The following is a 21,082-nucleotide window of genomic DNA, read 5'->3' on the forward strand; positions in this document are numbered from 1 at the left end:
TGTCCGCCGCCGGTTCGGTCCTGTGCTCGCCCTGTCGGCTCGTTGCCACCTGCGGTAGAGCAGACCCCGGGGCGACACTCCCGATCCGGTACCCGACTGGGAAGCGAGGTGATGCCGCGTCGCTGCGCCGACGGATTCGCCAGGTTCGGCGCGATCTCCACCAGGAGCTCGTTCGTGCTCGGCGAGAACTTTTCTCGATGCGAGGGTCGTCTCGTTGCGTGTCGACGACGCCGACGGATGGTCCGTCGGGGGACGGGGGAGCTGCGGTCCCCGAGATCCTCGGTCGACATCGCTTCGACGCGTAGGGAGCATCACCGCCGTCCGTACGGATGTACGTACATTTGTTGTACAGTGGCCCCGAGGGTCAGCAGCAGGCGGCTCGAATTCGGATTCCGACACAGATCGACAGGAGGGCCTCTGATGGTTGAACCAGATCGCAGTGCCGCGCTCGACCGCTCCAGTGCGATGCCGCTGTGGGCGCAACTGCATGCCGATCTGGTCCGCCGAATCGGTGACGACGAATTCGCCGGCTCCGAGTTCCCGGGCGAGCATGCGTTGACGACGAGCTACGGCGTCAGCCGTCACACCACCCGCGAGGCCCTGCGGCACCTGCGGAACGAAGGAATCCTGATTGCAGAGCGTGGCCGGCCTTCTCGGTTGGCGGCTCCGCCGGTGATCGAGCAGCCACTCGGTGCGCTCTACAGTCTCTTCGCTGCTGTGGAAGCCACGGGTGTTGCTCAGCACAGCGTGGTGCGTGCACTCGAACTGCGGACCGACCCCGCGGTGGCCGCTACCTTGCAGGTCGGTCCCAAGGCTCCGCTGCTCTACCTGGAGCGCATCCGTATGGCAGGGACCATGCCGTTGGCGCTCGACTATGCCTGGTTGCCGGGGGATCTGGCACGCGACCTCCTGGATGCGGACTTCACTCACACGGCTCTGTACATCGAGCTCGAGAAACGCTGCGGCATCCGCCTGACCGGTGGCCGCGAGGACGTCACTGCCGTCGTCCCGGATCCGGAGGATGCGGCAGCACTCGAACTCGATTCGAAGACCGCCGCGCTGTCGATCCGCCGCTTGGGCTGCATGAATTCCCGGCCGGTGGAGTTGCGGCACACAGTGATTCGAGGAGATCGGTTCACCGTCTCGGCCACGTTCTCACCGAGCGAGGGCTATCGCTTCGTGCCGGCCACGCCGCTGCACGCCCTGTAAGCACCCACTGATCCAAGGAGCGTTGTTCATGACTGAAGCACCACCGGAAGCCGATCCGGCCGCCGCACACGCACTGATCGCCGAATCAGGAGCCATCCTGATCGATGTCCGCGAGGACGACGAATGGGCAGCCGGCCACGCCCCGGACGCCGTCCATGTACGCCTCGGCGATCTCGATCCTGCTGCCTACCCTCCTGATCAGAAATTGGTCGTGGTGTGCCGCTCGGGCGCTCGGTCGAGCAAAGCTGTCGCGGCCCTCACTGATGCCGGTCGCACAGCGCACAATCTGTCGGGCGGAATGAAAGCGTGGCACGAAGACGGCCGCCCTGTGGTCCGCGATGACGGCACCCCCGGCGCAGTGATCTGACATGATCGCCACCCTCGCGATCGCAGTCGCCGCAGGGATTCTCATCGGGCTCTCCCTCGGCGCACTCGGTGGTGGGGGATCGATACTGACTGTTCCTGCCCTGGTGTATCTCCTGGCGGTCGAACCGCAATCGGCAACGAGCGCCTCGCTGATCATCGTCGGAATCACCTCGATCATCGCGGCCGTCAGCCATGCGCGAGCACTGCACGTTCGGTGGCGGGCAGCGGCAGTGTTCGGAATCCTGGGCTCGGTCACCGCCTTCGGTGGATCGATCCTCAACCGATCGGTCGACCCGCAGATCTTGCTGCTCGCGTTCGCGGCACTGATGATCGTCGCCGCCGGCGCGATGCTGCGCCGCACCAGGCGCGGACACGATACGGACCTGCCGACACCGAACCCGGCCGAGACCCCGGGAACACGCCCGAGCGCCGTCGCGGTCGCCACCAAGCCCGCAAAAGTGAAGATCACCGCGTCGCAGGTAGTCAAGCTGGTCGCCTCCGCGCTCGTCGTCGGCTTCCTCACGGGTTTTCTGGGAGTGGGTGGCGGCTTCCTCATCGTCCCCGCTCTGGTTCTGGCACTGGGCTACTCGATGCCCGTCGCGGTCGGAACGTCACTGGTGATCATCTCCATCACCAGCGCGGGGGCCTTCATCGAACGCCTCGGCACGGGTGCCGCCATCCCGTGGGAGATTGTCGTACCGTTCACCCTCGCGGCAATTGCAGGCTCGTTCGCAGGAAAAGTCATCAGCGACAAAGTCACTGCCACCACACTCACCCGTAGCTTCGCCGCCCTGTTGCTCGCCGTGGCCGTCTACGTCACCGTCCAGGCCTCCATGGCCCTGTAACGCACATCGTTGTGCATCACAGCCTATTTCTGCGCACGCAAATGCGGCGCATCGCACACCTGGATCGAGGAGATCGTCGATGACCGCACTGATTCCCCGCCCTGAGGCGGCCAGGCCGTATCCGATGCGTCACGAGCCGAAGGGCTCGACGCTGTTCCAGCTGGTGACCACCACCGATCACAAGACGATCGGCAAGATGTATCTGGTCACCTCGTTCGGGCTCTTCCTCATCGGCGGGTTGATGGCGCTGCTCATGCGCACCGAACTCGCCGTACCGGGGTTGCAGTTCCTGTCCAACGAACAGTACAACCAGCTCTTCACCATGCACGGCACGATCATGCTGCTGCTCTACGCCGTCCCTGTCGCATACGGATTCGCCAATTACATTCTGCCGCTGCAGATCGGGGCACCCGACGTCGCGTTCCCGCGACTCAACGCGTTCGCGTACTGGCTGTATGTCTTCGGATCGCTGATCGTGCTCGCCGGGTTCATCACCCCGGGAGGTGCCGCGGACTTCGGGTGGACCGCCTATACGCCGCTGACGAGCGCACTGCATTCCCCCGGTGTCGGTGCCGACCTGTGGGTACTGGGCCTGATCCTGTCCGGCTTGGGCACGATCTTGGGTGCGGTCAACTTCATCACCACCGTGGTGTGCCTGCGCGCACCCGGCATGACTATGTTCCGGATGCCGGTCTTCACCTGGAACATGCTCGTGACCTCGGTGCTGGTACTGCTGGCGTTCCCGACCTTCGCGGCCGCGTTGGCCGGGCTGGCCTTCGATCGACACTTCGATGGTCACGTGTTCGACCCGGCGACCGGGGGAGCGGTGCTCTGGCAGCACCTGTTCTGGTTCTTCGGCCATCCCGAGGTCTACATCGTCGCGCTCCCGTTCTTCGGCATCGTCTCCGAAATCTTTCCGGTCTTCAGCCGCAAACCCATCTTCGGCTACAAGGGTCTGATCTTCGCCACCCTCGGCATCGCAGCGCTCTCGATCACGGTGTGGGCGCACCACATGTACGCCACCGGAGCTGTTCTGCTGCCGTTCTTTTCGTTCATGTCCTTCCTCATCGCCGTGCCGACCGGGGTGAAGTTGTTCAACTGGATCGGCACCATGTGGCGAGGACAGGTCACCCTGGAAACCCCGATGCTGTTCAGCATCGGATTTCTGATCACGTTCCTGTTCGGCGGACTGACCGGTGTGCTGCTGGCCAGCCCCCCGATCGATTTCCACGTCACCGACACCTATTTCGTGGTGGCGCACTTCCACTACGTGCTGTTCGGGACCATCGTCTTCGCCACCTACGCCGGGGTGTACTTCTGGTTTCCCAAGATCACCGGACGCATGCTCGACGAACGCCTCGGCAAGTGGCACTTCTGGACGACGTTCGTCGGGTTCCACATGACGTTCCTGGTCCAGCACTGGCTCGGCAACGAAGGGATGCCGCGCCGATACGCCGACTACCTGCCCTCCGACGGATTCACCACCTTGAACCTGATCTCCTCGATCGGAGCGTTCATCCTCGGGCTGTCCACGCTGCCGTTCGTGTGGAACGTGTTCAAGTCCTACCGATACGGCGAGGTCGCCACCGTCGACGATCCGTGGGGCTACGGCAACTCTCTCGAATGGGCCACCACCTGCCCACCGCCCCGCCACAATTTCACCGAAATACCCCGGATTCGCTCCGAGCGGCCGGCGTTCGAGCTGCACTACCCTCACATGGTCGAGCGCATGCGCACCGAAGCCCACGTCGGGCTGACGGGCCACACCGCCGACGTGCGGGCACCCTCCGAAATCATCGCCGACGGCGTCGAAGAGGGCACCGCCAGCGGGACCCCAGAGGACAGACGGTGACGAGCACGCGGAGACTGCGCTCGACAGGTGCCGCTGTCCTGGTACCGGGGCGAGTGTCGTACGCGATCGCGGTCGCCATGGGGTTCTACGTGCTCGCGCTGATACTGGTGTTCACCTTCCTCGTCCCTCGACTCTCACCCGGGTCGGCGACCGCTGTCACCGCTGCCGTGGTGGCCGGCTTCGCGGTGCTGCTGATGGCGGCGATGATGTTCGCAGCCCGCACACCGCTGCATCCTGCAGCGGTGTCTCCGGTCCGCGACACGGCGGCGGAGCGAGAGGACGACATCGTCGAAGGGTGGGCGGTGGTCCTGAGCATCGACATCGATTCACGACGGGTGGAACTGGAAGTGACGGTGCCCGGGTCCGGAACGTACCGGTGCGATGTGCGTGCAGAACGGTCGACCGTCCGCGCACTGGTGACCGGTGCCACTATCTCGGTGTGGGTCGATCCTCATCATCGTCGGTCGTTGACCTTGGTCGGGGTCGGTCCGAGCATCGGCGACGATACCTCCGGGAACGGGCGTTGCTGATCGAGCAACCTCGCCCGCACCCCGCGGCGGCGCAAATCCGGGGTCGCAGACGTCGATCGCAACTACCCTCGACTGCCCTCCGGACGGCTGGCTGCGCCGGTGGCCGACGTGAGTGTGCCTGCGTGACATCGATTGTCCCGCGACGGAGCCCCCGCTTGCCGGCGATGGCGAGTGTGGTCGTGGTGTTGCACCTGATCGGGTGGGGGCTGTTCGTTCACTACGATGCGGACCTGCGCATGCACGGTCCGACCGGTCGACGCCGCGACAGGCGAGACCACGAAGACCGGGACCGCGACAACCGAGATCGCGAAGAAATGTGACTCGGGTCGCAGCCCTGGCAGGATCAGGGCTGCGGACCGCGATCTACTTCTTGGAGAACATGCGGGAGAACAATCCCGGTGACTTCGGATCGGAGTCGTGCCCCTTGCAGCGATTGGACGCCGGAACGCCCCGCATCACCTGATCGACGTGTTGACCACATCCCGCCCAGGTCGTTTTTCCGCATTTCTTGCACGTGACAGCCCTGCACATGAGTCTCTCCTTCGGTCGATAATTCACTTCCCAATATACCCTATGGGGTATCTGATTCTGGGTGTCGGGGATGATCGGTCATCGCGGTGGGCGGGGTCCGCCCAAGTGGGCGACGTCGCAGACGAACTGTTCGGGTACCGCGCTGGTCCACGGCCGCAGGCCGAGTGCGGTCTTGATACCGATCAGGGCCTGTGCGATGGGTGGGCACCGGCGACACTGCCGCAGGTGCGTATCGATGCGGGCCGAGGCGTCGACATCGAGACGCCCGTCCAGGTAGTCCGATGCCGCGGCGAGTGTGCGCCGGCACGCCTGGGAGTCGTTTCGCGGGTGTGCGGGACCGTTGTCGAGGGCGCGTAGCAGCTTCACCCGTGCGCGGTGGATGCGCTTGTACACCGCCGCGGTGGTGAGCGCGCCGACCGCACCGATCTGTGTCGCCGTCCAGCCCTCGCCGTCGTGCAGTGCCAGGACCATTCGATCCTCGACGGTCAACGTCGCCAGCGCCGCTCGCACCGTGGACCGATCGCTGAGCGCCTGCGCCACCGTCTCGGGATGCTCGAGGTCGCTGATCGGTCCATCGATGTCGCCCGTGCCCGACGGTTCGGTGCGCTGATTCTCCGCGCGTGCGGCCACATCGCGGGCACGATTGATCGCGATTCGATACAGCCACGTCGAGAGCGCCGATTCGGATCGAAACGTTCTCCGGTTGCGCCACGCGCGTTCGAGGACGTCCTGCACCAGATCGTCGGTATCGGCCGGTGATCGTGTTATCGCGGCTGCGAAGCGACGAAGAGTCGTGCCCTGGTCGATCAGATCGCGCGCGAAGCGCTCGTCGTATGCCGCGCTGTCGAGGTCGGGGCTGGGCTGTTCGCGCGAGGAGCCGCGGATTGGTCCACTTCGGCGTTCTCGCCCGTCCAACAGTGAAAGTCCCTCTACAGAACTGGAATCATCATGTCGTTCGTCGAATTCATGCGCAGTACTGCCGGACGCGCACCGCGCATCGTCGTGGGAATCGCTCTGATCGTGGTCGCCGTCGCACTCGGCGGTGTCGGGGGCATCGTGGTGGGAGTGATCGGCGGCGTCTTCGTTCTGACCGGGGTGATCAACGTGTGTCTGCTCGGCCCGCTGTTCTCCGTCGATCTTCGAGGTCGACCCAAGACGTCCTGAACAGGGCGCGCGGGCGGGCAGCTCAGAAATGGGGGATCACCTTGAACGCGGTGTACCCGTCGCTGCTCTGGGCCAATGCGACACCGTTCGAGGTCACTGCTGTCGGTGCGGCACTCGGTGATGTACCGGTGACGCGGCCGGAGGTCGCATCGATGGCAGTCACCCCCGAGTCCGACGCGCCGTAGACGACGCCGCCGACCAGAGCGAAGCGGTCGGCACCGGGAAATTGATCGGCGGTGAAACCTCGGGTGCCGTATTGCTCGAACAGGACAGCGATGCCGTCGTCGGTGAGGTCTGCGGTGGTGATCATCGTCGCCCCGCTACTGCTGTCGGCGGTCACCACCATCGGACTGCGGCTACCGCTGATCCATCGGATCTCGGCATCGGAGAGTCGATAGACCGCCTGGATCGGTTCGGGACGGGTCGGGATCGTCCATGCCACGACCACTGCATTGCCGGCGGTGGCGACGAATCGTGCGGTCCCGGGGATCGCTGCGGGGGGCGGGGTGAGGGTGTCGGTGGACCAGGCGGTGTTGCCGGTGTCGGCGGTCACGATGCGCGCTGTGTCGCCGTCGACGGTGACCGCGTATCCACCGGATTCGGAGATCGCACCCGTCAGGTCGGTGCGGTGTCCGTCGGTTGCCGAGATGGCGGCCACGGCCGCGGGCTTTGCTGTCTGCGAGCAGTCGGCGTCGATCAGCAGCCCGGACCCGGTCAGGCAGCCTGCAGTGGAGACCGGACCCCATACGAGGTCGCCGGTGCGGGTATCGCGGGCGGTCATCGTGGCCGGTGCACCCGAACCGGGATCATCGATGTCCTCGGTGATCAACAGCTCACGGTTGTGTGTGCTGGTCACCGCGAACTTGTCGCGATCGGCGGGTACGTCCACGCCGAACCGTGGTGTGCCGGTGTCGTCGAGTACCTGCACCCGGTGCGAACCGGATGCGTCCGAGGAGTCGACGACTCCGACGAACCCGTCCTTGACGATCTTCGGCTGCGACAAGAACGGGATCGACCACAATGCCGTGTCTCCGAAGCCCGCGGGCGGCGCGGACGGCGACGACGGGTGCGCCGCCGGATCAGTGCCCGTGGCCTCTCGAGCAGGCGAGGAACTGCATCCCGACACCACCGCGACGGCGCACAGTGCAACGGTCCCGATCGCCGCCGCCGCTCTGCCGATACGGTGCGCACCCATCTACGTGGTGGTGCTGTCTCCGCCGAGTGCCATGATCGCGCTCTGCAGCAGTGCTGTGGCCCGGTCGGCGACCTCGGCCAGGCCCGCTGCATCCGAGAGCCCCACCATCACCTGGGGGTTCATCGCTTCGACGATGGTGCTGCTGCCGTCGGCTCGCACCACCACGTTGCACGGCAGCAGCAACCCCACCTGCCGATCAGTGTCGATCGCAGCCTTCGCCAACTGCGGATTGCACGCGCCGAGAATGACGTAGCGTTCGATGTCGGCGTCGATCTTGCTCTTCAACGTCGACTGCATGTCGATCTCGGTGAGCACTCCGAACCCTTGTTCGGCGAGTGCCTCACGGGTTGCGTCGACAGTTTCCTCGAACGGCATGTCCACTCGGGTACCGATGGCCAATTCGGTCATAGTTCGTTCGGTTCCTTTCGATCGGTTCGGGTGTCGGTCACGCGATGGTCGGTGCGCGGGTGAGCAGGTGCTCGGTCATACTGCGCAGGACGCGGAGGTGCAGTCGCGTTTGCGCCATCGGACGATCACCGCTGCCGTCAGCATCGCCAGGGACACCCCGGCGAGGATGGGTTGTATCGGTGCCCACAACCCCAGTGCACCCGAGGTGCCGAGCGCGAGAAGTACCAGCTTGTTGCACACCGGACACCCGACGGCGAAGAAGGTCAGTACGACACCGAGAGCGGCGGGTGTGCCGGTCCGCTCGACCCGCGCGGGTTTGTCGATCCCGAACCACAGTGCGGTCAACAGGGCAGTGGCCAGCAGAACTGGAAGCTCCCACGCCCGCACCGGCACCTCACGGCCGAAGACCGGCGTGTCGATGATGTCGGTGGGAATGCCCACTACCAACACCGTGACCGCACCGGCGACGGTGCCGCGTGCCGCCCGTATCCCCCAACGCCCGTACCGAGCGATCACCTCGTCATCGGAACGGCCTGCGGTTTCGACGACGAGGCGGTCGGACGTGGCGGGCTCGGTCATCAGCGAGTATCTCCTACGGGTTGTAGTTGTGTGAGTAGGGTGACACTGTGAGGGTATACCCAGATGGGTATCGCTGCCAGTATTGCCGACTGCCGAAAGGTATTGCATGACTTCGACATCTCGCTCCACTCGCCGACGAGACATCGTGCTCCTGGCCATCGCCGTGGTGGTGGCGGCCGTGCTCGTGGGAGCTCTCGTGCTCGGAACGACAGGTGACGGCGAGCAGTCGGAGGCGGCACCGGACGCCGGGTCGAGCAGCGTGAGCGGCCCGCCGGTGATGGGACCGCTCGGCGATCTGGCGCACCGCGAGCCCGATGATCCGATGGCCCTCGGCGACGTCGACGCCCCGGTGGTGATGATCGCCTTCTCGGATTTCCGGTGTCCGTTCTGCGCCCAGTTCAGCCGGGAAACCGAGCCGCAGCTGATCGATCGATACGTCGATACCGGCACCCTGCGCATCGAATGGCGAGATCTACCCATTTTCGGGCAACAATCATTCGATGCGGCCCGGGCCGGACGCGCCGCCGCCGCCCAGGGCAAGTTCTGGGAGTTCACCCGCGCCGTCTACGCCGATGCACCCGAGACCGGTCACGCGGACCTGACACTGGAGACGCTGCAAAGCTACGCGCAACAAGCCGGGGTACCGGACTTAGCTCGGTTCACCGCCGCCGCCACCGGCACCGCATTCGATGCCGCGATCACCGCCGACTCCACCGAAGCGCAGTCGCTGGGTATCCCGGCCACTCCAGCGTTCTCGGTCAACGGTGATCCGGTTCTGGGCGCGCAACCGTTCTCGGAATTCGTCGATCTGATCGACACCGCAGCCGGCGCGTAGGGCGGCCCACGATGTCGCAGATCGGACTTCTCGGAGCATTTCTCGGCGGGCTGCTGGCACTTCTCAGTCCATGCTCGGCCCTGCTACTTCCTTCCTTCTTCGCGTACGCCTTCGACGGGGCCGGCAAGCTCGCCGGCCGCACCGGGATCTTCTACCTCGGGCTGGCAGCGGTCTTGGTGCCCCTCGGTGCCGGAGTCGGTGCCATCGGCTCGGCGATCACCCGGTATCGCGAGGTCACCACGATGATCGGCGGCGTGGTCATCATCGCCCTCGGAGTGATGATCATCGTCGGTCGCGGCTTCGCGCTGGGGTCCGCTCAGAGAGCAGCCGCGCGCATCGACGTCTCCTCCACCGGATCGGTGTTCGCCCTCGGCGCGGTCTACGGGCTCGCAGGGTTCTGCTCGGGACCCCTGCTCGGCGCGGTCCTGACCGTTGCCGTCGCCGGCGGTCAGGCCGTATACGGCGGAGTGCTCATGGCACTCTACGCAGCGGGGATGGTGATACCCCTGTTCGTGCTGGCGCTGGTCTGGGACCGATTCTCGCTCGGATCACGAACGTGGCTGCGCGGCAAGGAAATCAGCATAGGACCGCTGAAAACGCACACGACGTCTCTGATATCGGGGGTGCTTTTCATCGGTATCGGAGTGCTGTTCCTGCTCACGGAGGGCACAGCGAACCTCGGCGGCGTCATGGGGGTCGACAGTCAGTACTCGCTGCAGGTCTGGATCAGCGACGTGGCCGACGCGGTACCGAACACCGCAGTGCTCCTGATCGCAGTGCTGGTGATCATCGCAGTCCTGACGGTACGCATCGTCCGTGGTCGAGACCGCGACACCGCAGCCGAGTCCTCCGAGCTCGGTGAACGCGAGAACCGAACTCTCTGAGACGGTGTGCCTACGACACTGGAGCGGGGATGTGATGTCAGGTGTAGAGCTGTGACCACCCATCTCGCTGACGGCGAGCGAGATGGAGCACTGCAGCGAGAACCACTTCGACACCCATCAGCAGATCGTCGTCACCGAGCCCTCTGCCCTCCAGACTGTTACGGCATGCTTTCACCGTGATGGAGGCCGAATCGATCAACGCCCGCATCTCCAATGAGATATCCGAACACCGCAGGGCCGCATCGAGGCCCGGTCCGAAGCACACGACTTCGATCGTCACCAGCTCGGTCGCAGCATCGAGAAGGTTGTGGATCGCCCGCACCACGGCGGTGGGTGTGGTGTTGACGGCGAACACCACACGCAGGGGAGTCGGATGATCGGTCACGTGAAGGCTCCGTTCTTCAGATCACGGTGAGCTGCGGTGCCCCACGGCTGTGCATGGAGAAGAACATCGATGGCCCGACCTTCGCCGACAGGGCGGACCAGATGTTCCAGCTCGTGGACCTGCAATCCGCTCGCGGCGCGGGCGAGGTCGTCGATGGCGGGCAGGATCGACGGATCGGGTGGGCCTCCGACTCCGTGAGTGAAGTTCTCGAGCGCATGACCGAGATACAACAGCCGTCCACCCGGTGCGAGCCAGCTTCCTGCACCGGCAAGGACGGCAACCAACTCGTCGACCGGTAGATGCAGGAAGCCGATGGCCACCAGATCCACCGGGCCGGGTGGCTCCCAGGCCCGGACGTCGGCGACGGTGTAGTCGATCGACCGGTCCTCCCCGCCGCTGCGTGCGAGTTCGATTGCCACAGAAGAAAAATCGACAGCGTGCACTGTCCACCCCGCGTCGCCCAACCATCGAGCGTGGCGCCCGTCCCCGCACCCCAAATCGACCGCCCGACCAGGGGTCAGCTCCGCAAACCGCGCAGACAGTGCCGCCGCCGGGGCCGACCCCCACGGATGCTCGACGCTGCTGTACCGAGCATCCCAGTCCGACGAATTCACTGATTCACGCCTTTCCACTGTTGACCACCGCTGGGTCGGACAACCCGACGCGTCGACGAAGCTGTGAGTCACTTCACTGTACCCCGGGGGGTAACAGTGTGAACGGGTGCCCTGGTCAGGGCTGCGCGGTCAACCGCAGATAAGGCTTCAAGGTTCGATATCCAGGGAACCGTGTTGTTGCCTCGTCGTCGGAAACGCCCAGTCCGATGATCACGTCTTGACCCGGCTGCCAGTCGGCGGGCGTAGCCACTGGCTGACCGTAGGTCAGTTGCAAGCTGTCGATCGCGCGCAGAATTTCCGTGAAGTTGCGGCCGGTGGACATCGGGTAAGTGAGGATCAGCTGTATCGACTTGTCCGGGGCGATGACGAACACCGAACGTACGGTGGCCGCCGCGCTGGCGCTCGGGTGAATCATGTCGTAGAGCTCGGAGACTGCGCGATCGGTGTCTGCGATCATCGGGAAATTCACTGCTGTGCCTTGCGTTTGACCGACATCGCCTTCCCATGCCAGATGCGAATTCACCGAGTCCACAGAAAGGCCGAGTAGCTTGACTCCACGTCGGTCGAACTCAGGTTTCAGCCGCGCTGCCGCACCGAGTTCGGTTGTGCATACGGGCGTGAAGTCACCGGGGTGGGAGAACAGCATTCCCCACGATTCTCCCAGCCATTCGTGGAAGGAGATCGTTCCTGTGGTTGTAGCGGCGGTGAAATCCGGAGCTGTATCGCCCAATCGAATACTCATCGGTGGCTCCTCTCAATTATCGGTGGAGCATAAATGATCGATCATTTATGATCGTACATGTGAAAGTCCCCTCGGAGTCGACGGATGCTCGGTCAAAGACAGGGCAGGGCGTCACGGTGACCGGTCTGCCCGAACAGATCAAAGATCTGCTGTGGGAACGAATAGCCGATGGCACGTACTCGCCAGGAGATCGGTTGATCGAGACGCGGATCGCTCGTGAGCTCGGCGTGAGCCAAGGTCCCGTCCGTGAAGCTCTTCGGCAGTTGGCCGGAATGGGCCTGGTGGTCTTCGAAGCCCACCGCGGGTGCCGAGTCAGACGGGTCGACCAGGACGAGCTCGATGAGGTGTCAGTGGTGCGCGCAGCACTGGAAGAGACAGCAGCACGACTTGCAGCCGGTCGCGGCATGGCGGTGGACCGCATTGCCGATGAAGTCGACGGTATGCGCTCCGCCGCCGTCGCCGCGAACGGTCGAGCATGGGTCGCGCACGCTATGGCATTCCATCGGCTCATCGTCGCGGCCTCCGGCAACAGCACACTGCTGTCGACGTGGGAGCATCTGTCGATCGAAGGTCGAACCGCTCAACTCGTATTGGCACCAGGATTCGACATGGGTGCCAGCACGGAACAGCACCAAGTAATACTCGAAGCGCTCGGTGCGGGCGATGCCGAAAGGGCCGCTCGGCTGTCCCGCGAACACGAAGAGACCTTCATCTGCGGCGACCCCACGTCAGATTGAGCGGAGGGCGCGACCACAACGACCGCAGCTGCCTCTGCTACGCGGCCCGTCACCTATCCAAACGGCAAGGCCGGTTCGGTGGATTCGGACGTCAAGCGACGCTATGCGCGATCCACATCCAGCCATAGTGACGGTGTATGAAACCCGTGCTCAGTTATTCGAAGATCGAACAAACCCGAACCGCGCCCCCCGGGGGGGGTAACGCGCCCTCTTATCGGAGGATTCCGTAGCACTCGCTCACGCCGCTCACTCTGATTCCGTTTGTCGGTGAGACGGCTGCTGGCTTCGTCAACGAGATTGTGGACATCACTCTTTAAGCTATGGCGACTTAGTCGACCCTCTAGTGCAGTCCACTTCTGACACAGTGCAGTCGTCTTCTGAAACTGACAGCAGTGGTGCCGACGACCCTCAGGAGGCCTGCCGCTGTGGCGTCTCGCCACACCACCTTTATACCCTACCCCCCTAGGGTAATCAATGGGTGGAGGTGGGTTGAGCTTCGGTGGGGGCGGAGACGCTGAGCCATCCGCGGCGGTGCAACATCAACAGGGCGGACGCCGCCGCCATGCCGGTGAGGACTAGAGCGATCCACACCAGTTCGGGCATGTCGCGGGTGGTGGCCGCGCTGAACAGCCACCCGGTCGCGGCGTTGCCGAGCAGAATCCCGATCCCGACGATGGTGTTGTAGAGCCCGTAGTGGGTGGCGACAAGCGTGCCGCGGGCCAGTCCCACCACCGTGTCCATTTCGAATGGGAACACTGCTGCGGTGGCGGCGGCGAGCAGAGCTGCGGTGAGTAGCAGGGCGGCGATGTTGAGGGCGATGTTGCGCTGATGCGTTGCGGTGCTGGCGACTAGGGGCAGGAAAGCTGCAGCCATCAGCGTCATTCCCACGCTCAGGCTGCCGGTACTGCCCCAGCGGTTGCCGAACCATGTGGTGATGCGTAGCTGGCCGGCGATGGCCACCAGACCGGTCACCACGAACATTGCGGTGACAACACTGGTGGCGAGGGTGGGGTTGTCTGCTATGCGGTCGGCATGTAGGGGCAGGGCGAGGTAGACCTGGAAGGACAGCACGTACGAGCTGGCCATCGCCACAGCGAAGAGCAGGAATCGCCGGTTACGGACGACGCTGCGCCAGTCCTGAATGATTGAGGTGCTGCTCGGGGCCGGTGCTGTTGCGGGTAGCGCTTTGATCTGCACGAGGGTCAGGACCGCGAAAACTGCTGCCGCACAGAGAGAGGTGAGCCGAAAATCCAAAGCGGTCAGGGCTAGTCCGACCAGCGGCCCGAGCAGGATCCCGGCCTGGTAGAACACGTTGAACACGGCGAATGCTTCGATGCGCCGCTCACCGGCGTCGGCGGCCAGGTAGGCCCGTACGGCGGGGTTGAACAGCGCCCCGGCGAATCCCGTTGCCGCCGAGGCGATCAGGATCGCCGGCAGCGAACTGACCAGGGCCAGTAGGACGAATCCGATGACCCTCATCAGGCATCCGGCGATGATGAGCGGTTTGTAACCCCAGCGGTCAGCGAGTGTTCCCCCGATCAGGAACATGCCCTGTTGGGAGAAGTTGCGTATCCCCAGGACCAGGCCCACTGCCCATGCGGCCAGGGCCAGCGGGCCGGCGAGGTAGGCGGCGAGGTAGGGCATGAGCATGTAGAAGCCGAGATTGATGGTGAACTGATTGACCATCAGCACTTGGCTGGGGCGATCGAAGCTGCGGAAACTGCGGTAGATGCGTCGCATAGATCAGCTCGTGGGCTCGGCGTGCGGCACGCAAGTGGGGTCGATGATGGTAGGGCACCGCGTCCAGCTGCTCGCGACCTGAGTGAGCGGATCGCTGATGGTGCGGGGTTCAGTGGGCGGCGCCGGGGCGCCGATCAGGTCGTGAGCGCGGCAGTACTCATCGTTGTAAATGGTTCCGTAGTAGCGAGCGGGGCCATCGGGGAACACCGCCGCGATGCGCGTATCGGCCGAACGAGTACGCGCCAGCCAGCCCGAGACCAGGGCCACCGCGCCCACGCTCCAGCCGCCGGTGGCGTACTGCGTGGCGGCCAGGGTGCGGCATGCCCAGACTGCCTCGGCCGGCGCCACCCAGTGCACCTCACTGAACTGGTCATAGGCAACGTTACGGGGGTAGATACTCGAGCCGAGTCCCCGCATAATCCGTGACTGTGCCGGCTGGCCGAAAATCGTCGAGCCAATGGTGTCTACGCCCACAACCTCCAGCTCAGGGTTGAACTGCCGCAGAGTATGAGCCACACCGGCTGAGTGCCCACCGGTGCCCACCGAGCACACCAGCACATCGATATGTCGCAGCTGCGCGATCAACTCCACACCCAACGAGCTGTAACCGGTCACGTTGTCGGGATTGGAATACTGGTCGGGACACCACCCAGCCTCGTCACGCTCGAGCAAGGTGCGCACGCGGTCGCGGCGGGCTTGTTGCCAACCCCCGCCCGGATGGGGATCGCTGACGACATCGACCTGGGCGCCGTAGGCGGCGAGCATCTGCCGCAAGATCGGTTCCAGTCCCGGATCGGTCACCAAGGTCACCGGATGCCCGAACACGATGCCCGCTAATGCCAGGCCTAATCCCAGTGTCCCACTAGTTGATTCGATGATCCGCGCCCCCGGGGCCAGCTCTTCACGGGCGCGGGCGCGTTCCACCATGTGCAGCGCAGGCCGGTCTTTCATACCCCCGGGGTTGAAGCCTTCCAGCTTGGCCCAGAAGCCGCGCCCGTGCTCGGCGAAGGGTTCCTCGATGCGCAACACCGGGGTGCCGCCCACCAGCTGACGACTCAGCCCAGCACGGGGCGACGCGGCTTCGGCGGGGAAGGTAGTGGCGAATGGATCACTGGTGGTGAGGCTGTAAGAGACAGTCACACGGGCATCCTCTGCGTTGTTGAACAGGACGCCGCCGGGCAGAAATCAGATCATCAGTGTGAGAGGGAACTGTGTCGTAACGTTCCACCCGGCGACACCGCCACCTTGCCCACCGAACCTCAAGGCTGATCGGCAGCGTGGATCAAGATCTGCTCAAGAACGCCCACGAGGTTGGATGATCGTGTAGACCACCGCCACCATAGGAGCGTGCCCCAAGATCGCAACGTCGTCGACGACCTCCATATGCCGGTGGTCCGACCACCGCACGGTCTGCACGCCCTGGTGATCGAAGATGAGCCCGACATTGCCGAAGTCGTTGCTGACTACCTGCAGCGCAGCGGATTCACGGTCACCGTTGCGCCCGACGGCCAGGAGGGAGTCGCCGCCGCACGCACGGCGAGTCCGGCAGTAGTCATCCTCGACCTGGGCTTGCCGTCACTCGATGGCGTCGAGGTCTGTCGACAGTTACGCACCTTCACCAACGCCTACATCGTGATGGTCACGGCCCGCGCGGACGAAGTCGACACAGTCGTTGGCCTGTCGGTGGGGGCCGATGACTACCTCACGAAACCATTTCGCCCTCGTGAGCTGATGGCGCGCATCGACGCCATGCTGCGCCGACCACGGCCGACCCCAACCGGCGAGTCGCACCCGCGGACGATAGGGGAGCTCACCCTCGACCCTCAGGGTCGTGAAGTCCAGGTGCAGAGCACACCCGTGGAGCTGACTCGGACTGAGTTCGACGTTCTCGAAGCGCTCACGCGGCGGCCCGGTGTTGTGTTCAGTCGAGAGCAACTGCTCACCGAAATCTGGGGACCCGACTGGGTCGGCGATGCCCACGTCGTCGAAGTCCATGTCGCCAGTCTGCGCCGCAAACTCGGTGACAGCGCCGTAGCCGGCCGATTCATCCGCACCGTTCGCGGAGTGGGCTACCGGATGGGTGACGGCCAACCTCGAGGAGCCAGCGATGAACGATGAACGTCGACGGTTACGTATCCCCGGCAGCTTCGGCTCCCGGCTCATGCTCGCTCAAGCTATCGTCATCGCCGGCGGCGGCATCAGCGTCGCGATCGTGGCACTATTCGTGGCTCCACACACCTTCCACGACCACCTCGGCCAAGCTCGCCTCGAGCCAGGGTCAGTTCAGGCCGACCATGTCGAAGCCGCGTTCACTTCCTCGATCGTCGTCTCAATGTCTGCCGCATTGATCACCTCGACGATCCTGGCCACGGCCGTCAGCTGGTTCCTGGCTCGCCGCGTACAACAGTCAGTCGCCAGTGTCGCCCGCTCAGCCGTGGCTATTGGCGCCGGCAACTACCGCACGCGCGTACCCGATCGCCAGCTCGGCACCGAGTTCACCCAGCTCAGCCGAGCTATCAACCAACTTGCACAACGGCTGGATTCACAAGACGACATCCGTAAGCGGATGCTGTCAGACCTTGCCCACGAACTGCGCACCCCACTGACCACCATCGGCGCGATCACCGACGCCATCGAAGACGGAATCCGGGCTCCCGACTCACAGACCTTTGACGTCGTGCGCACCGCCACCACCCGCCTGCAGCGTCTCGCCGAGGACATCGCGACCGTATCCAGCACCGACGAGCATCAGATGCCCCTCCACCCGGCGACGATCACTGTCAACGAACTGCTCATCGCGACCTACGAAGAAGCCGCCGACCTGTTCACCGACGCCGAAGTCACGCTGGGCATCGTCACCACCGCCGCGCGCGTACACATCCATGTCGACGCCGAACGAATGAGCCAAGTACTGCTCAATCTGCTCACCAACGCGCTGCGACACAGCTCCCCGGGCCAGCGAGTCGTAGTGAAAGCCGACACCGCCCCGGCACACGCGGTGCGCATCAGCGTCGTCGACTGCGGTGACGGCATTCCCCCTCAACACCTTCCACACATCTTCGACCGCTTCTACCGCACCGACTCCTCACGCACCAGAGACGCCGGCGGCAGCGGAATCGGCCTCACCATCGCCCGCTCTATCGTCGAAGACCATGGGGGCACCTTGCTCGCCGAAAGCCTGGGAGCCGGACACGGAGCCACCTTCACCATCACGTTGCCGACCACCACCCGACGTCACATCCACCGCAGCACCCCTGGAACCGAATTCTCCGTGGCCTTCAAACACCGCACGCGTCGCGGCGCTGCCGATGCGCTCCAACGGGACCAAGCTACTAACTGAGGTAGTCCGTCGTAAGATTGACCCGCATCTAGAGATGGTGGGTGAAAATGACTGGGCTGGGTTCACTGGAACGCGCAGTGATGGACGTGCTGTGGTCAGCCGGTGCGGCGATGTCGGTGCACGACCTAGTCGAGGAACTCCACGACCGCGAACCGGCCTACACCACAGTGCTCACCGTCGTCACCAACCTGCACAAAAAAGGGTTCGTCGGTCGAGAAAAAGTCAGCCGCGCCTACCGGTACTTCCCCATGCAGACCCGTGAAGAGGCCACCTCACGCACCTTGCGTCAGGTCCTCGACGCCAGCGGGGACTCCGCGGCAGTACTGATGCACTTCGCCCAGACCGTGACACCCGCCGAGCGTGAAGTGCTCAGCGAATACCTCACCCTTAAACCTCGCCACACCCGCGGCGGCGGCACCAAAGCCTAAGCCATAGAAACCCTCCGACAAGGGAAACTCCGGCGAGGCCCAGGCCCGACTACTCAACCGGTCGCGCGCCCCTTGACTGCTGGGAGTAGACGCGCCACCAGCGCACCGGCCACACCCGCAGCGAAGGCCGCAGCACTCAGAGCCGACACCCAGTCGTGCACATCCACAGCGGTCAGCACCCGCAGCTCAACCGGATCACCGCGCCCGACTCCTGAGCGGGGGTCGGATGGCACGAGATCCGACGTTCGGAGCAGCATCACCAGCCAGAACGCGGCCACCGCCTCAAACATCACCACAGCAAGACCCACCGCACGGGAGATCGTACGGGCAGGACCGCGCGGGCCGAACCGACCCGCACGCCGCACCTCGACACCGTCAGTCATGCCCAACCATCTCCTCAGCACACCCGCATCACACCCCACTTCTACTAACCACCTTCGTATTCTGTGGCCATCGGGCGTGGGCGCCGGGAACGAGGGTCTCGAAGCAATCTGAATCGCCCCGGGTTTGCTGGGGGCTCGTTTACTTGGTTCCAGCGACTGCCGGGACCGGGTTCTCACGGTAGCTGGTGACTGTGTGGGTCGACCAGTAGGTGGTCTCGTACTCGACGGGTGGGACGTGCCCGATCTCGCCGTGCAGGCGGCGGTGGTTGAACCAGTCGATGTACTCGGCGACGGCGATCTCGACCTCGCCGACACCGCCCCAGCCACCGCGAGGGCGCATGACTGGGTTACGGATACACTCGGCCTTGAACAACGAGTTGAACGCCTCGGCCATCGCATTGTCGTACGAATCACCCTTGGAGCCAACAGAAGTCACTGCGTCTGCTTCGGCGAGACGTTCGGTGTAGCGGATGGCTCGATACTGCACTCCGCGGTCGGAGTGGTGAATCAGCCCGGCCACGCCCTGGCCGGCACGCGACCGCGCCCACAACCCCATATCCAAGGCGTCGAGCGCGAGGTCGGTGTGCATGGTGGTCGAGACCTGCCAGCCCACGACCATCCTTGAGAAGACGTCGAGGATGAACGCGGCATACACCCACCCCGAGTGTGTGCGGATGTAGGTCAGGTCCGCCACCCACAGCGCGTTGGGCGCCGCCGCGGTGAACTGCCGTTCGACACGATCGGCCGGCTGCGGAGTTTCGGCCCCCTCGCTGTGCGTGGTCTTCCGCGTCTTGGATCTCGTTATCCCCTGCAGCCCATCAGCTTTCATCAACCGCTCGACGGTGCACCGGGCCACGCCGATACCCTTTCTGCGTAGTTCGGCGTGGACTTTGCGGGCACCGTAGACGCCGAGATTGTCGGCATGCACGGTGCGGATCTCACCGAGGATCTCGCGGTCACGGACCACCCGTGGCGCCTCGACTCGTCGAGAGCTCAGATGGGCTCGGACTGTGGACGGAGCGATCTGGGCGGCCGTGTCGCGCAGGGCCGCGCAGATCGGATCGACTCCGTGTTCGTCGCGGAAAGCGGCGACGAACTCCACGATCAACGCTGTGGGCGGTCGATCTCCGCCGCAAAGAAAGCTGATGCCTGCTTCAAGATGGTGTTCGCCCGCCGCAACTCCCGGTTCTCCCGTTCCAGCTGCGCGATCCGCTCAGCCTCGCTGGTCGTGGTCCCCGGGCGGTCCCCGCCATCGATCTCGGCCTGCTTGACCCAGGTGCGAAGCGCCTCCGGGTGCACACCGAGTTGATCGGCGATCCGTTTGAGCGCCCCTGGTCGCGTGGCTGGGTCCTTGCGGGCCTCCACCGCCATCCGCGTCGCCCGCTCCTTCAGCTCAACGCTGTACTTCCGTGGTGCTGCCATGCTCTCCATCCTTCACAGATTCGAGAGCCTCCGACAAACCCGGGGCGTTTCAGGCGATTGATGACCCTCGATCTCGTGGACCTTTCCCCACCCTCGCGGGCAAAGCTCACAGATCCAGTTCTCGGACGCGCGCCGCTGGCTTGTCACGTCGACCAACCAAGCGACGCAAACCGACATTCTGCGGCAACTGAGGATTGAGGCTGATCCGAATGGTCCCACTTGAGCAGAGCCGCGCAACCACACGCCTGCAGGGGCTACTGCTCGCCCTTGAACTCGATCGGCACCGGCTGTTAATACGCGCTCGGCTCGACACCCGGGCGCGACGACCGCGCGACGCAGCCGGTGACCACGCAGACCTAGCAGAGGTCGTCGAGTTGTTGACCGCACTCGTCACAACATATCGTCTGAATGAGCTGTACCCCTTCGACGCCGTCCGCGAAGCGCGCAACACCTCCCACCGCGCAAAATACCTACTCGCCGCCATCGGCCCGAAGTCGAGCGGGCGGCCGAAATTATCCAGGGGCGAGGAGCTGTGTCCCCCCGGAAATTAGTAGTGCGGGCGGCTGAAAGACTCGCTCTCACGGCGGAGAGATCCAGCTTGGCACTACACGTCTCTGGCGGGCCCAACCATCACCGCGCCATCCACAATCTCGACATCGCGCTCAATCGTCTACAGATTTTGCGGACTCATCGAGACCTGGCGCCTGGATCATACTCGGTCTGCACACTCGGCGAGAGACGTGAACGGCAGGCGTGGTGACCGCCGGGTCAAGCCCCTGGTAGTGGTGTAACTGGTTTTTGATCCTTCGTTGGTGATCAGGCGGGTAGTTGCATCAGTTCATCGGTGCTCACCTCCGTGGTCGAGCTGGTGCCGGTGTCGGTGGTCAGTGTGA

Annotated in this window: 22 protein-coding genes, 1 pseudogene and 1 other annotated feature; of the genes and pseudogenes, 12 read left to right on the plus strand and 11 right to left on the minus strand. The window is 64.4% G+C overall.

The features are described 5' to 3' along the window. Nucleotides 1-420: 420 nt before the first annotated feature. The 5 genes from JW364_RS19185 to JW364_RS19205 all read left to right on the plus strand — a co-directional run bounded on the left by JW364_RS19185 (nucleotide 421) and on the right by JW364_RS19205 (nucleotide 4,802). A complete protein-coding gene (locus JW364_RS19185; RefSeq protein WP_058253868.1) occupies nucleotides 421-1,209 on the plus strand; it encodes a GntR family transcriptional regulator in 789 nt (262 codons plus the stop codon). 28 nt (nucleotides 1,210-1,237) lie between these two features. Further along, complete coding sequence (locus JW364_RS19190; protein WP_082653028.1) at nucleotides 1,238-1,576, plus strand: rhodanese-like domain-containing protein; 339 nt, start codon at nucleotides 1,238-1,240, stop codon at nucleotides 1,574-1,576. Nucleotide 1,577: 1 nt separating this feature from the next. Beyond that, nucleotides 1,578-2,420, plus strand: coding sequence for a sulfite exporter TauE/SafE family protein (locus JW364_RS19195; protein ID WP_058253870.1), 843 nt, complete (start codon nucleotides 1,578-1,580; stop codon nucleotides 2,418-2,420). A gap of 79 nt (nucleotides 2,421-2,499) precedes the next feature. After that, nucleotides 2,500-4,272: a cytochrome c oxidase subunit I gene (gene ctaD / locus JW364_RS19200; RefSeq protein ID WP_058253871.1), complete on the plus strand. Its 1,773-nt coding sequence runs from the start codon at nucleotides 2,500-2,502 to the stop codon at nucleotides 4,270-4,272. Further along, entirely contained in the window at nucleotides 4,269-4,802 is a 534-nt protein-coding gene (locus JW364_RS19205; RefSeq protein ID WP_058253872.1) for a hypothetical protein, read from the plus strand. Before ctaD ends, JW364_RS19205 begins: the two co-directional genes overlap by 4 nt. A gap of 609 nt (nucleotides 4,803-5,411) precedes the next feature. Here JW364_RS19205 and JW364_RS19210 read toward each other — a convergent pair. Then, complete coding sequence (locus tag JW364_RS19210) at nucleotides 5,412-6,248, minus strand: sigma-70 family RNA polymerase sigma factor (RefSeq protein WP_240199324.1); 837 nt, start codon at nucleotides 6,246-6,248, stop codon at nucleotides 5,412-5,414. A 33-nt stretch (nucleotides 6,249-6,281) separates the two neighbouring features. On the opposite strand from JW364_RS19210, the gene JW364_RS19215 reads away from it, so the two are divergent. Then, nucleotides 6,282-6,497 (plus strand): YgaP-like transmembrane domain, encoded by a 216-nt coding sequence (locus JW364_RS19215; RefSeq protein WP_058253873.1) that lies wholly within the window; start codon nucleotides 6,282-6,284, stop codon nucleotides 6,495-6,497. 22 nt (nucleotides 6,498-6,519) lie between these two features. Here the strand turns inward: JW364_RS19215 and JW364_RS19220 are convergent, their stop codons facing one another. The 3 genes from JW364_RS19220 to JW364_RS19230 all read right to left on the minus strand — a co-directional run bounded on the left by JW364_RS19220 (nucleotide 6,520) and on the right by JW364_RS19230 (nucleotide 8,679). Continuing rightward, the gene (locus tag JW364_RS19220; protein ID WP_058253874.1) at nucleotides 6,520-7,692 is read right to left on the minus strand and encodes a hypothetical protein; all 1,173 of its coding nucleotides are present in this window, start codon (nucleotides 7,690-7,692) and stop codon (nucleotides 6,520-6,522) included. Continuing rightward, nucleotides 7,693-8,100, minus strand: a complete 408-nt coding sequence (locus JW364_RS19225; protein WP_058253875.1) for a DUF302 domain-containing protein — start codon at nucleotides 8,098-8,100, stop codon at nucleotides 7,693-7,695. 75 nt (nucleotides 8,101-8,175) lie between these two features. Further along, on the minus strand, nucleotides 8,176-8,679 hold the full coding sequence (locus JW364_RS19230; RefSeq protein WP_058253876.1) for a hypothetical protein: 504 nt from the start codon (nucleotides 8,677-8,679) through the stop codon (nucleotides 8,176-8,178). A gap of 106 nt (nucleotides 8,680-8,785) precedes the next feature. On the opposite strand from JW364_RS19230, the gene JW364_RS19235 reads away from it, so the two are divergent. Next, nucleotides 8,786-9,514: a thioredoxin domain-containing protein gene (locus JW364_RS19235; protein ID WP_058253877.1), complete on the plus strand. Its 729-nt coding sequence runs from the start codon at nucleotides 8,786-8,788 to the stop codon at nucleotides 9,512-9,514. Nucleotides 9,515-9,525: 11 nt separating this feature from the next. After that, nucleotides 9,526-10,398: a cytochrome c biogenesis CcdA family protein gene (locus tag JW364_RS19240; protein ID WP_058253878.1), complete on the plus strand. Its 873-nt coding sequence runs from the start codon at nucleotides 9,526-9,528 to the stop codon at nucleotides 10,396-10,398. Nucleotides 10,399-10,435: 37 nt separating this feature from the next. Here JW364_RS19240 and JW364_RS19245 read toward each other — a convergent pair whose 3' ends face one another. From JW364_RS19245 to JW364_RS19255, 3 genes are read right to left on the minus strand one after another with little or no spacing between them, the layout of a single operon-like run. Next, entirely contained in the window at nucleotides 10,436-10,783 is a 348-nt protein-coding gene (locus tag JW364_RS19245) for a DsrE family protein (protein ID WP_058253879.1), read from the minus strand. Further along, the gene (locus tag JW364_RS19250; RefSeq protein WP_307814812.1) at nucleotides 10,780-11,469 is read right to left on the minus strand and encodes a class I SAM-dependent methyltransferase; all 690 of its coding nucleotides are present in this window, start codon (nucleotides 11,467-11,469) and stop codon (nucleotides 10,780-10,782) included. Before JW364_RS19250 ends, JW364_RS19245 begins: the two co-directional genes overlap by 4 nt. Nucleotides 11,470-11,512: 43 nt before the next feature. Next, complete coding sequence (locus tag JW364_RS19255; protein ID WP_058253881.1) at nucleotides 11,513-12,139, minus strand: peroxiredoxin; 627 nt, start codon at nucleotides 12,137-12,139, stop codon at nucleotides 11,513-11,515. Nucleotides 12,140-12,255: 116 nt separating this feature from the next. On the opposite strand from JW364_RS19255, the gene JW364_RS19260 reads away from it, so the two are divergent. Next, a complete protein-coding gene (locus JW364_RS19260) occupies nucleotides 12,256-12,876 on the plus strand; it encodes a GntR family transcriptional regulator (protein WP_175404390.1) in 621 nt (206 codons plus the stop codon). A 471-nt stretch (nucleotides 12,877-13,347) separates the two neighbouring features. Here the strand turns inward: JW364_RS19260 and JW364_RS19265 are convergent, their stop codons facing one another. Together JW364_RS19265 and JW364_RS19270 are read right to left on the minus strand one after the other, a co-directional pair. Then, nucleotides 13,348-14,616 carry an MFS transporter gene (locus JW364_RS19265; RefSeq protein ID WP_205334123.1) on the minus strand — a complete coding sequence of 423 codons (1,269 nt, stop codon included), beginning with the start codon at nucleotides 14,614-14,616 and terminating at the stop codon, nucleotides 13,348-13,350. 3 nt (nucleotides 14,617-14,619) lie between these two features. Further along, nucleotides 14,620-15,756 carry a PLP-dependent cysteine synthase family protein gene (locus tag JW364_RS19270; RefSeq protein ID WP_205334122.1) on the minus strand — a complete coding sequence of 379 codons (1,137 nt, stop codon included), beginning with the start codon at nucleotides 15,754-15,756 and terminating at the stop codon, nucleotides 14,620-14,622. A gap of 243 nt (nucleotides 15,757-15,999) precedes the next feature. On the opposite strand from JW364_RS19270, the gene JW364_RS19275 reads away from it, so the two are divergent. From JW364_RS19275 to JW364_RS19285, 3 genes are read left to right on the plus strand one after another with little or no spacing between them, the layout of a single operon-like run. Next, entirely contained in the window at nucleotides 16,000-16,734 is a 735-nt protein-coding gene (locus JW364_RS19275; protein ID WP_055477338.1) for a response regulator transcription factor, read from the plus strand. Continuing rightward, nucleotides 16,724-17,956, plus strand: a complete 1,233-nt coding sequence (locus tag JW364_RS19280) for a cell wall metabolism sensor histidine kinase WalK (RefSeq protein WP_055477340.1) — start codon at nucleotides 16,724-16,726, stop codon at nucleotides 17,954-17,956. The genes JW364_RS19275 and JW364_RS19280 overlap by 11 nt, the downstream gene beginning before the upstream one ends. 47 nt (nucleotides 17,957-18,003) lie before the next feature. Continuing rightward, entirely contained in the window at nucleotides 18,004-18,384 is a 381-nt protein-coding gene (locus tag JW364_RS19285; RefSeq protein WP_005180013.1) for a BlaI/MecI/CopY family transcriptional regulator, read from the plus strand. 53 nt (nucleotides 18,385-18,437) lie between these two features. Here JW364_RS19285 and JW364_RS19290 read toward each other — a convergent pair whose 3' ends face one another. Next, a complete protein-coding gene (locus JW364_RS19290) occupies nucleotides 18,438-18,767 on the minus strand; it encodes a hypothetical protein (protein WP_005180014.1) in 330 nt (109 codons plus the stop codon). 139 nt (nucleotides 18,768-18,906) lie between these two features. Further along, nucleotides 18,907-20,189, minus strand: a pseudogene (locus tag JW364_RS19295) (IS3 family transposase). Next, nucleotides 19,783-19,911 (minus strand) — a sequence feature (AL1L pseudoknot). It overlaps the preceding pseudogene by 129 nt. Nucleotides 20,190-21,082: the final 893 nt, after the last annotated feature.

It is taken from the genome of Gordonia sp. BP-119, from assembly GCF_016924115.1.
Classification (GTDB): Bacteria; Actinomycetota; Actinomycetes; order Mycobacteriales; family Mycobacteriaceae; genus Gordonia; species Gordonia hongkongensis.